This window comes from Vibrio sp. D431a (genome assembly GCF_030248655.1).
Lineage (GTDB): Bacteria > Pseudomonadota > Gammaproteobacteria > Enterobacterales > Vibrionaceae > Vibrio > Vibrio alginolyticus.
The window spans coordinates 138775-148109 of record NZ_JAHGAP010000008.1; the positions used below are offsets into that span (position 1 = coordinate 138775).

Sequence of the window (9335 nt, forward strand, 5' to 3'; positions counted from 1 at the left end):
TTTCATTGGAGTTATAACCATAGCTCAATAAAAAGAATGCACATGATGCCAAACCATAGAAGCAGGTACGTAATACAGCTTGAGAGCTACATTCCTAGCTTGGACTTTATATGCATATTTGAAAGGTATGTGTTTGGATCAAGCTTGGTTAGCATATTTATAATCTCCAAAACACTCGAATACTCAATACGTTCCTCTTCAGCATGCCCGATCCCACCTATTGTAAAGTGAGTAAAGCGGTAATCACGATAAACGTTTTGCAGCTGGCTAGAAATATCTTTGAGTAATCTTTTACTGAGGGCGAATGCAGGGTATTCACTACTTTCTGAAAGCTCTGCTGTAGAGCCAATAGATACAATATTGCATTTATCGTTAAGTGAACCTAAAGCGTTAAGCTCATTGACTAAATTAAGATACCCAATCGGACCAACATTCATAAACTCAATCAGTTCGTTTGTTGTCAATTCTGAAGACTCTCCCCACATCGACGCCAAATAAACTATGATGTCAAACTCTACACCTTTGAAGCACGTATAATCTGGCTTTTTACCGGGATCAACGTCAATACAAACAGAAGCGACTCCCTCCTCAACTAGCTTTGATCTAGAAATCGCATAAATTTCTGTACCCTGTAAGTTCGTAGCCAAGAACCTTCCTAGACCCTTACTACCTCCAACGATTAAAATCTGCATAACCCTATTCCTTGGTTAAGGTTGTCTTTCATATTGTCCGCCAAACTGTTCATTAGGCATCACTTTAACGTTTCTATTGCCCTACTTAGTTCTATCTTCAATTTCATCGAATGGTTCAACTGAAATACGCTCTGCAATTTCACTCATCTTCTTCATTTTTTCTGGGTTACTAGTTCCCCAAAACCGCTCCCAGTCTTCACGTGTTCGCCACTTGGCAATAGTTAAAACCTTTTCCGGTACATCGTAAGAACGAAGCATAAAACTACCAAGCGCCCCTTCTACTGACTGATGAATTGAATCTGTCGTCGAACGCCATATATTTTGAAACTCATCCATTTTTTCACTTGGCACACGCCATTCATACACAACTCTAAACATAACACTTCCATTAAAATTTCTAGATTTAATACGGCAAAGTATCAAGAACACTAAGCCAGGTTAATAGATGAATAAAGCAACATAGCAGAGCGTAGAGCAACCTAAAAAACAAAGCGTAAACGCTCTAAATCACTCCGATTCGATTAGTCATGCACACATTCAAAGATTTCGTATTGACGTTTAACATTGGCGGTTACTTTTCCCCAATGTGAGGCTTGAACTTTTTCCTGATGTTGCTTAAAAGAGGCTTTGTCGACGAACTCCTCATAGACATCAAAACGAAAAGGATTAGTCGAGCTTTGAGTCACAAGAAAAGTAAGGCAGCCCGGCTCTTCTAACGTGAGCCTTTTGTGAATTATTAACGCATGTTTTACTAATTCTAAATCCTTTTCCGGAACTAAAATAAAGCCTTTCAATGTTACTTTCGACATATCATCCTCTCGCCCCTGTTAAGAAGTAGCCAACACGCCCTCAATCTCAACCATCATATCGCAAATGTGAATCTCACCATGAATTAAAATGCCACGTGTTAGGAATCTATTTCTAATGCCCTATCGACTTACGAGCATAAGGTTATCTCTACCCTTTCTTTGCCTTTACCGATGTTCTTGCGTTTTAATTGAATTTGGCCGACTTCTGATGTGCGCTTTAAATGAGTGCCACCGCAAGGTACTTGCGCAAACCCATCCACTCTCCAATACCTTCTTTCACTCTCTTGATCGGAAAAGTCACTAATAATAACTGAATCAGAGTTAATCAAATCTTGCACATCAGTTTCAATTTCTTTCAATAGCGGGCCAATACTTTCAGACCACTCGAAATCTATGCGACTCTTATTTTCAGAAATATGCGCGCCTATCTTAACAATGCCTTCCCGACGCTGATAAAACATCTCGAGCACCACTTCAGCCGTAAAGTGTAGCTTCATTAAGGCGTATCTACGCTTCCAATCAATATTCGTAGTTACAATGTCACCAAGAGTAAAATTTGGAGAGGATTCCAATGTGTAAATAAGTCGAACACCTAACTTTTGAGCAATCAAAACCGGAATACCATTAATCGTTCCTTTATCACTCTCTTGGCCTCCAGACTCTGCAAAGAAGATAGTCTGGTCCAATTCAACCTTATTTCCGTCTACATTGGTCACTCTTGAGTTAAGTTCTGTTTGGTAGGGATTAACCCAAAATAATTTCTCGCTCATGCTGCTATCCTTGCAGTAAGTCCTATCCTTGATAGTACATTCAGTGACCACCAAGTCAATTCAAGAAACCTCGCCGTCAAGTGTAAGGCTGTGTATTGAGTACGAGCAGGCTAGATCTATTAGATGCTTTTAAGGCCGGGTACTAAACGCTGTCCAGGGGTTTAGCTAACAACCCGTAAATTGCGGAATCTGAGACTACTCCATTCACTTCCCAACGCTGCCTTAGGAAACCTTCCGTTATAAAACCTAACCGTTCCAAGACTTTACCTGAAGAAGCATTGTCTGGATCTATCTCAGCCTCGATTCGACGTAGATTCAGTGTTTTGAATGCGTGTTCGATTAATGCAGTTCCCGCCTCTAATACAATGCCTTTACCCCAGAAATGACGACTAACGCCAAAGCCAATTTCTGCGCGCCTAGACTCTTTCACGTGATTAAACAGCATTATCTTACCCAGAAGTTGGCCATTGCTCTTTAGGAAGATGCCTAGTGTCACTTCTGTATTGCTATTCATGGCCTGTGTACTCTTGGCTATAAATGTCCGCGCTTCTTCAATTGAAACCCAAGGGCCAGAGTTCCAATATTTCATGACCTCATGGTCTGAGAAGATGTCAAACAATTCGCTTGCATCATCTTCAACTAGCTCTCTTAGAATTAATCGTTCCGTTTCAATCTTTGTTACTAACATTTTGGGGTCAGCCTTTTGGTTTGTTATTGGTGACGAAAATCCAATAAAAGTGTGAGACACGTAATACAAATGATTTCGTATGAGACTTTTAAACAAGCTCAACGCACGACAAAAGCGCCACGTGTAACGACTCTATATTGAAGCAAATTTTAGACATTCAAGTGCGTCAACAAGTAACCGTTGAACGCATCAAAGCTTGGGGTGAGTTGATCACAAGTCCTAAACTCAGGCTCAAACTAGTCCATATACTTTATTATCACTTAGTGACGATTTCCTTCAGTACTCTGGCTGGGTTGCCACCAACAACGACATTGTCTCTAAAACTCTTTGTAACGACTGCGCCAGAGGCTACCACCACGTTGTTCCCAAGTGTTACGCCAGGGTTGATTACGGCATGGCCACCTATCCAACAATTGTCACCAATGTTTATGGGCTTTGCTAGCTCTAAACCACTGTTCCTCTCGATAGGATCTAAGGGATGAGTCGCAGTATAAATGCCAACTTGAGGCCCAAGTAAACAGTTATCACCAAACTTAACTTCCGCAACATCCAAAATCACACAACCAAAATTAGCGTAAAAATTATCTCCAACGTGAATGTTGGATCCGTAGTCGCAATTGAAAGAAGATTCAACATGAATATCGTCCCCTGTTGTGCCGAACAAGCGCTTAGTTATTTGAACTCGCTTTTGTTTATGCTCAACAGACGTGGCATTCAATTTTTCAGTTAGTAACCTAGCGCTCAACCTTAACTTTAATAACTCTTCATCACTTGGGTCATAAAGCTCACCTGCTAACATTTTCTCTTTTTCTGACATAAAACTTGGACTCCAATACCAATTTTCTTACAACGCTACATTAAGTATGTGAGTAACGCTACCTCCTAAGCGAGGCTGTTCCACCACGAAAACAAAGCCCGACTTGAACCCTAGTCCTCAGCGCTATCAATTTAGTGCACTACCACCACCGTTCTCACTAACTTATCACCGAGACGTTGCCTCTTTTTACCAAGAATGAAAATTGAGTCAATAAAACCGAAGAATGGAGTAATAACATTTCGAAAGAGCGACTGAAAAATATTGCACTTTTTACCCGTTCTTGCACTTATAACTGCAATGCCCAAAAGTTTTTTACCCACACTTTGACCATTTGGTAAACAATCAGAAAAAAGGTAATACGATACAGTCGCAGTTACTGCTATAGCGCGCACAAGCTCTTTTTCAATACCGATTTCTAAGCCGACCCATAAAACGAGAGTAAAAATGCTAAAACTGACAAAAAGATCAATCATTTGTCCAACACACCTAACTCCCGGACTAGCCAAAACGTAATTTTCTAGAGTAAATTTTCCTGCATTTTTCATTTTAAAATTTGGACTAACAATTGTTTATTTGTGAACTAACGCTATTGAGACAGTAACATCCCCACTAAACCTAATCCATACTTCCGTAAAGCAAGGTCGAACCTGATTTTTCTATCTTTTCAATATATTACCACGCTTGTTCTAAAGGCTAGATTGGTAATATTTCAACATCTCTTCTTGATTAAGCGCTTTACTTTCTAACTTTTGTTGATCTTTAAAGATTTGAGCTAATGAAGGGAGAATTGAGCGATTTACTTTATAGTCATCAGACCAAAGTTTCCCTCTCATCACCGCTTTCGCACAATGAAAATACATACTCTCTATGACTATTTTGATAACAACCTTAGGATCTTTACTTCCATCGGGGCAAGCAGATATCAAGTTGGCGTCGGTGTGAATACTTGCGATTCCTTTAATACGGAGCACTTCATCAATACCATTTACCATCAATAACAACCCTACCTTGGGGTTACTAATGATATTTTTTAGACTATCGATACGATTGTTCCCCGAGCTATCAGGGAGCAACAATGTTGATTCATCTAAAACTTTTACGAAGCCAGGCTCCCCTCCTTTAGGAGAAAGATCGATATACCCTTGTGAATCAGCGGTACTTAGAACTGCAAAATGGCAGTTATTAATTAATGTAATCGCATGAACATCCAGCACAGGCAGAGCTTTATTTTTAGCTCTCGCACTTGGCTCTGCGTAAATTTCTTTTAACTGCTCTATTGTTTTAATTTCACTCATTCAATGTTATTCCTTCACTATCGTATAATGCTTTGCTTGTAAGCAAGCAGTAACTCTGACTTCTTGTATAGGCACTAGACCTAACTCATCGTAAAAATACTACGAGTACAAGTTGTCTCTTTAATGCCTTGTTATCTGAAGATTTAAAGTTTTTCACTAAACTCCCCACACTGCTTACACTTATAACCATGCTTGTAAAAAAACAGTGGAAAACCCAGTAAAATAAAAACTAAGAAAGCTGGGCGTTTACCTTTTGTAAATGCAAATAGATCTTTACTACCACATTTAGGGCAAACGTCTTTTTCTTCATCAACGTCAACTTCATTTCCCAATGATTCTGAGAAATCGCTACTAAGTATTTGTTTCGCATCTTCTGCATCACTTTCGGCCACCATCAGACGGACGCCGCCTATTGCATTTGAATAAAGCCACTGAGTATTTACCGTGTGCTCGTCAGCGATGTAACTTTCTATTCCGACACTATCTAGGCTTGCTCTCGCAATATGAGCTTCATGAGGAAAAGAAAACCTTGCTACTACAATCACATATTGCTCCTTGTGGGAAAGCGCTCCCGTAAGGTATAAGAAACGCTAATTGGAAATGCCATGTGTAGTATTTCTTTTTGAACAACTTATTAGCCCACTACAGACTAGTACATATACCCTAACCAATCTATATGGCCAACAGCCCAAGTTTTGCCGCTGATAGGTTTAACATATAAATCATCTAGTTGCTCTACAGCAACACCGTAATTTTTATGTTCATGAACGCGCAACCAAGAACTTAGAGAGTTAAGGCGCTGATAACCATTAGCCACATAAAAACGCTCCAAATCGGAGACTAAAATGATGAAGTCGACATCTTTAGTGGACGCATACTCGCTGAGTTGAGACAACATTGTTGTGCCAATACCTTGTCTTTGAACTTTGCTCTCGACACAAAAGTCACTCACACCTAATACTTTATAAATTTCATCACCAACGCGAACAACTCTGTAGTCTAATCCCATGTAACCAACTAACTGATCACCTTCGTAATTCAGAACTCTCATATGCGGGAGTTGCTTATAGTAAGAGCGAGTAACTTGATGTTCAGGAAACGACTGGTTTCTAAGAGCTTCAATTGCATTATGCTGTGCTTTAGATAACTCGATTTCTGGGTAAATATCCATATTTGACCTTTGAGTATTAATGACCTTTTGGAGTTGAGCAACGCAATACCGAACCTTCCGCATACCGATTTAATCACTGAGCTCAACGCCCAGTTAATGCCACGAGTTGAGAATCACTCTTAAACAGATTGTTAGGCATTTTATATCCTGTGCTGCTGCAAATACTTTATTCCATAATGCAGAGATGCCACGCCTTCTAAAGTAACTTTGTATTTACTAATAGATCCCATTAATTCATCAGTACCTAATACGATTTCAGAGTGATACCATCTTTGCTGTTCAATTTCTGGCCATAGCTTCATTTCTGCAATTGTTGCTTGCGCTTTAATTCTTTTTTCTATTAGTTCAGATTTAGATAACTCAGTAAAACCAGCATAAAAGACTTGGGGCTTTCCTCCCCTAGCGAACTCCCTGCAAACAGCCATGGGAATAAGTTCTGAAATATCATTCTTTGTCAGACCAACTTCTTCCTCTAATTCAGAGTACATATGCTTTGTAAAGAAATTTTCAAAGCTAGTATCGGCAGAATCTGAGGGCCACTTTGCAACCCCGGACGAAGTGCAGTGAATACCACCAGGAAAGACTCCTACTTTCTTTACACGTTTAACCATATAGGGGACATATTCGTCTTCCTCTCTGTAATAAATGAGAGCTGCAATTCCAACTGTGTTAGCCATAGTTTTATCATTTAAATTAGGTAAGAGCCCTCCATAGATTCCACGCTGTAAGGACCTTAGTGAAATGCCATCATCATCCTGAGATGACCAATCTAATATTAAATTGGATTTACATTGGTCAAAGTATGATGCCTTCTGTAGTGAGAAGCTTATATTATCACCTGACTCTAAAACTTCATGAAGCCTGATCGCTCCTTCGTTATCTCTAACCCTTTGGGACTCTATAAGTTGACTGAACCCAAGGTCTGAGACTTTAGACCATTCTTGGTTTGGTGGTCGAAGCATGAACTTTCGATTGTTTATTTTAATTTCTATTTTCTTACCTTCAGGGTACATGCTTATTAGTTCACTGTAAGGTATAAAATGAGAAATCGGCGTTTCTTCCGAGTAAACACCTAACAGATAGCTAGTATCGTAATTTATGAAAGGATCTTTTTTGGGAGCAATTAATGACCCTTTAGCCCTTAATACAAGGTCAAGAAGTGTAAGGGATGCACCAGCAGCACCAACAATTATTTCTATAGCCATATGTCTTCCTTTTTGCCTAACGCCGAGTTAAGGTGTGAGTAGCGCAATACCGAAGATCCAGTATTACGCCTTAATCACTATACTCAACGCATAATGAAAATGCCACGCGTTACGAATCACTCTTAAGCAATTTGTTAGTACATGCGCTACTTCTATTTATGCGCTCCAAGATATTGAAAACTAGCATGATATCAAAGGCTTTGAACACTGAAGTGAGACGGGCCGCTACAAAACTTAAACTCGGTTAAGAAACGAAAGTTGGCTAGAAGAAAAACGCACTGAACAGGCCTACTTTCACTGGCTTCAAATTAGAAAAGGATTCTTTCCTCGTACTTCAACAGCCACACCAGAAGTAATCCAGGTTCTCTCAAAAGCCACAACGAAAATGAAGAAGCGCCAAAGAAATTGGCTAAGAGTTAGAAGCCGTAAACGGTGAAATCAAAGCGAACACTCCGCATATAGTGCCACCGGAAAGAACGTGAAAGGCACTAACTGAAAGGTGTAAAAACGAGCGCCAAAACAGATAAACACCAAAACTTATGACCTTTGATGCCAAACCCTTACTAACGCCGCGTTAAGGGGTGAGCAACGCTATACCACCCAACTTAAACTATTGTGCTATATACACAAAAGCTAAACTTTGAACTGAAACCGCCAAGCGTTGAGAATCCCTCTTAAACGCCTTGTTATGTACCGCCGCAAAATAATGCACTTTCAATTTTGGACCATTGAACCATGAACGGAATAAAGTCACTTTTGGGGATGAACTTCTGTGCAGCGGTATTGTTTTTTAAGAACACCTCTTCCAAAGCCCATACATGATGGTCAGCATAAACAGCCCATGCCTTTGCTCCATCGTTAAGCTCAGGTTGTGTCATAGGTTTAATAGACAGATACCCTTTTAACAAGGCCAATGATTTATTAACATCCATGTCAAACATGTACATACAGGCTCTAGCCACCTCATAACCAGGTGGCATATTTTGTACTAGGTCCCAATCAATCACATCACTTACAGCACCGTTTAAATCAAAAAAGACGTTAAAATGATGAAAGTCGCCGTGAATTAATTGCCTGCTTGTTAAAGGAGTATATGAGTGTACGGCTTGTGAGCTCGCTAGATAGTCACGCTGTTGTTTTACTCTTCGTAGCACCGAACCTTTTGCATCAAGCGCACTGTTGATTTCAATACAGGCAACTATTTTTTGTAACCTATCGACCCAAGCACTTTTATCCCATGAGAGCTCGATTGTTGGAAAACTATTTCCAGCCATAGAAGCTAGTTGAACATGCAATTCAGCCAGTGCTTTTCCTAACTGAAAAGCATGTAACTCCGACAGCTCGCTTTTTCCAATTAGCCCCCCTTTTGCTTCAGGGAATAAAGCGTAAAAGCCATCACCTATTTTGCCAAAGGAGCAGCCATCGCGCGTCAAAACTGGGGCTATTATAGTATTCAAATTTTGGGAGAGTTTTTGTAATAATTCATGCTCAAGCTTGATTTGTGCAACATTGCGAACACGATATTTTCTAAGGTAAAAAGTCTCTGAGGATTGGATTCGAAAGACATGATTAGTCGCGCCAGCTGATTGCCGATTTAAACTAGCATCAGCATCTATTTGGTTCCAGTTTTCACTAACCTCACGAACAAAATCACTCATAGTTCAATTGACCTCATAGGTACATAACGCTGCATTAAGGGGCAGCAACGCAATACTGAAGCCGCCGCATACCACCCTAAACACTTAAACCAACGCATAGTAAAAATGCCACGCGTTGCGAATCCCTCTTGAACAGTTTGTTAACTGAGCACCTTTCAGTTTTCGCTGATCTTTCAGCCACTTTCGCCAAAGCTCGTTTTGCTAATTAATGATTAACAAAGCTAACTCAA

The 9335-nt window shown here is 40.0% G+C and carries 12 protein-coding genes; all 12 read right to left on the minus strand.

Annotated elements, in window-relative coordinates:
* Positions 1–86 precede the first annotated feature (86 nt).
* The 12 genes from KJB35_RS06200 to KJB35_RS06260 all read right to left on the minus strand — a co-directional run bounded on the left by KJB35_RS06200 (position 87) and on the right by KJB35_RS06260 (position 9105).
* Positions 87–692 (minus strand): hypothetical protein, encoded by a 606-nt coding sequence (locus KJB35_RS06200; RefSeq protein WP_054728580.1) that lies wholly within the window; start codon positions 690–692, stop codon positions 87–89.
* 81 nt (positions 693–773) lie between these two features.
* Positions 774–1070: an antibiotic biosynthesis monooxygenase gene (locus KJB35_RS06205; RefSeq protein ID WP_033907479.1), complete on the minus strand. Its 297-nt coding sequence runs from the start codon at positions 1068–1070 to the stop codon at positions 774–776.
* A gap of 143 nt (positions 1071–1213) precedes the next feature.
* Positions 1214–1501, minus strand: coding sequence for a putative quinol monooxygenase (locus KJB35_RS06210; protein ID WP_213908131.1), 288 nt, complete (start codon positions 1499–1501; stop codon positions 1214–1216).
* Positions 1502–1629: 128 nt separating this feature from the next.
* A complete protein-coding gene (locus KJB35_RS06215) occupies positions 1630–2271 on the minus strand; it encodes an alanyl-tRNA editing protein (RefSeq protein WP_213908132.1) in 642 nt (213 codons plus the stop codon).
* Between the two features lie 142 nt (positions 2272–2413).
* A complete protein-coding gene (locus KJB35_RS06220) occupies positions 2414–2959 on the minus strand; it encodes a GNAT family N-acetyltransferase (protein ID WP_213908133.1) in 546 nt (181 codons plus the stop codon).
* 256 nt (positions 2960–3215) lie between these two features.
* Entirely contained in the window at positions 3216–3776 is a 561-nt protein-coding gene (locus KJB35_RS06225; protein WP_005377080.1) for a sugar O-acetyltransferase, read from the minus strand.
* A 131-nt stretch (positions 3777–3907) separates the two neighbouring features.
* Positions 3908–4321: an RDD family protein gene (locus KJB35_RS06230; protein ID WP_033907478.1), complete on the minus strand. Its 414-nt coding sequence runs from the start codon at positions 4319–4321 to the stop codon at positions 3908–3910.
* Between the two features lie 141 nt (positions 4322–4462).
* Positions 4463–5071, minus strand: coding sequence for a pyridoxamine 5'-phosphate oxidase family protein (locus tag KJB35_RS06235; protein WP_005389306.1), 609 nt, complete (start codon positions 5069–5071; stop codon positions 4463–4465).
* Positions 5072–5214: 143 nt separating this feature from the next.
* Positions 5215–5616 (minus strand): DUF2007 domain-containing protein, encoded by a 402-nt coding sequence (locus KJB35_RS06240; RefSeq protein WP_005377076.1) that lies wholly within the window; start codon positions 5614–5616, stop codon positions 5215–5217.
* A gap of 104 nt (positions 5617–5720) precedes the next feature.
* Positions 5721–6242, minus strand: coding sequence for a GNAT family N-acetyltransferase (locus KJB35_RS06245; RefSeq protein WP_005377075.1), 522 nt, complete (start codon positions 6240–6242; stop codon positions 5721–5723).
* A 140-nt stretch (positions 6243–6382) separates the two neighbouring features.
* Positions 6383–7447 carry a hypothetical protein gene (locus tag KJB35_RS06250; RefSeq protein WP_054575062.1) on the minus strand — a complete coding sequence of 355 codons (1065 nt, stop codon included), beginning with the start codon at positions 7445–7447 and terminating at the stop codon, positions 6383–6385.
* Between the two features lie 686 nt (positions 7448–8133).
* Positions 8134–9105 (minus strand): phosphotransferase, encoded by a 972-nt coding sequence (locus KJB35_RS06260; RefSeq protein WP_047102731.1) that lies wholly within the window; start codon positions 9103–9105, stop codon positions 8134–8136.
* Positions 9106–9335 lie beyond the last annotated feature (230 nt).

Coding starts and splice junctions, on each gene's coding strand:
- KJB35_RS06205 (WP_033907479.1), bottom strand. CDS start 1,070: ATGTTTAGAGTTGTGTATGAATGGCGTGTGCCAAGTGAAAAAATGGAT.
- KJB35_RS06245 (WP_005377075.1), bottom strand. CDS start 6,242: ATGGATATTTACCCAGAAATCGAGTTATCTAAAGCACAGCATAATGCA.
- KJB35_RS06235 (WP_005389306.1), bottom strand. CDS start 5,071: ATGAGTGAAATTAAAACAATAGAGCAGTTAAAAGAAATTTACGCAGAG.
- KJB35_RS06225 (WP_005377080.1), bottom strand. CDS start 3,776: ATGTCAGAAAAAGAGAAAATGTTAGCAGGTGAGCTTTATGACCCAAGT.
- KJB35_RS06230 (WP_033907478.1), bottom strand. CDS start 4,321: ATGAAAAATGCAGGAAAATTTACTCTAGAAAATTACGTTTTGGCTAGT.
- KJB35_RS06260 (WP_047102731.1), bottom strand. CDS start 9,105: ATGAGTGATTTTGTTCGTGAGGTTAGTGAAAACTGGAACCAAATAGAT.
- KJB35_RS06250 (WP_054575062.1), bottom strand. CDS start 7,447: ATGGCTATAGAAATAATTGTTGGTGCTGCTGGTGCATCCCTTACACTT.
- KJB35_RS06200 (WP_054728580.1), bottom strand. CDS start 692: ATGCAGATTTTAATCGTTGGAGGTAGTAAGGGTCTAGGAAGGTTCTTG.
- KJB35_RS06220 (WP_213908133.1), bottom strand. CDS start 2,959: ATGTTAGTAACAAAGATTGAAACGGAACGATTAATTCTAAGAGAGCTA.
- KJB35_RS06215 (WP_213908132.1), bottom strand. CDS start 2,271: ATGAGCGAGAAATTATTTTGGGTTAATCCCTACCAAACAGAACTTAAC.
- KJB35_RS06210 (WP_213908131.1), bottom strand. CDS start 1,501: ATGTCGAAAGTAACATTGAAAGGCTTTATTTTAGTTCCGGAAAAGGAT.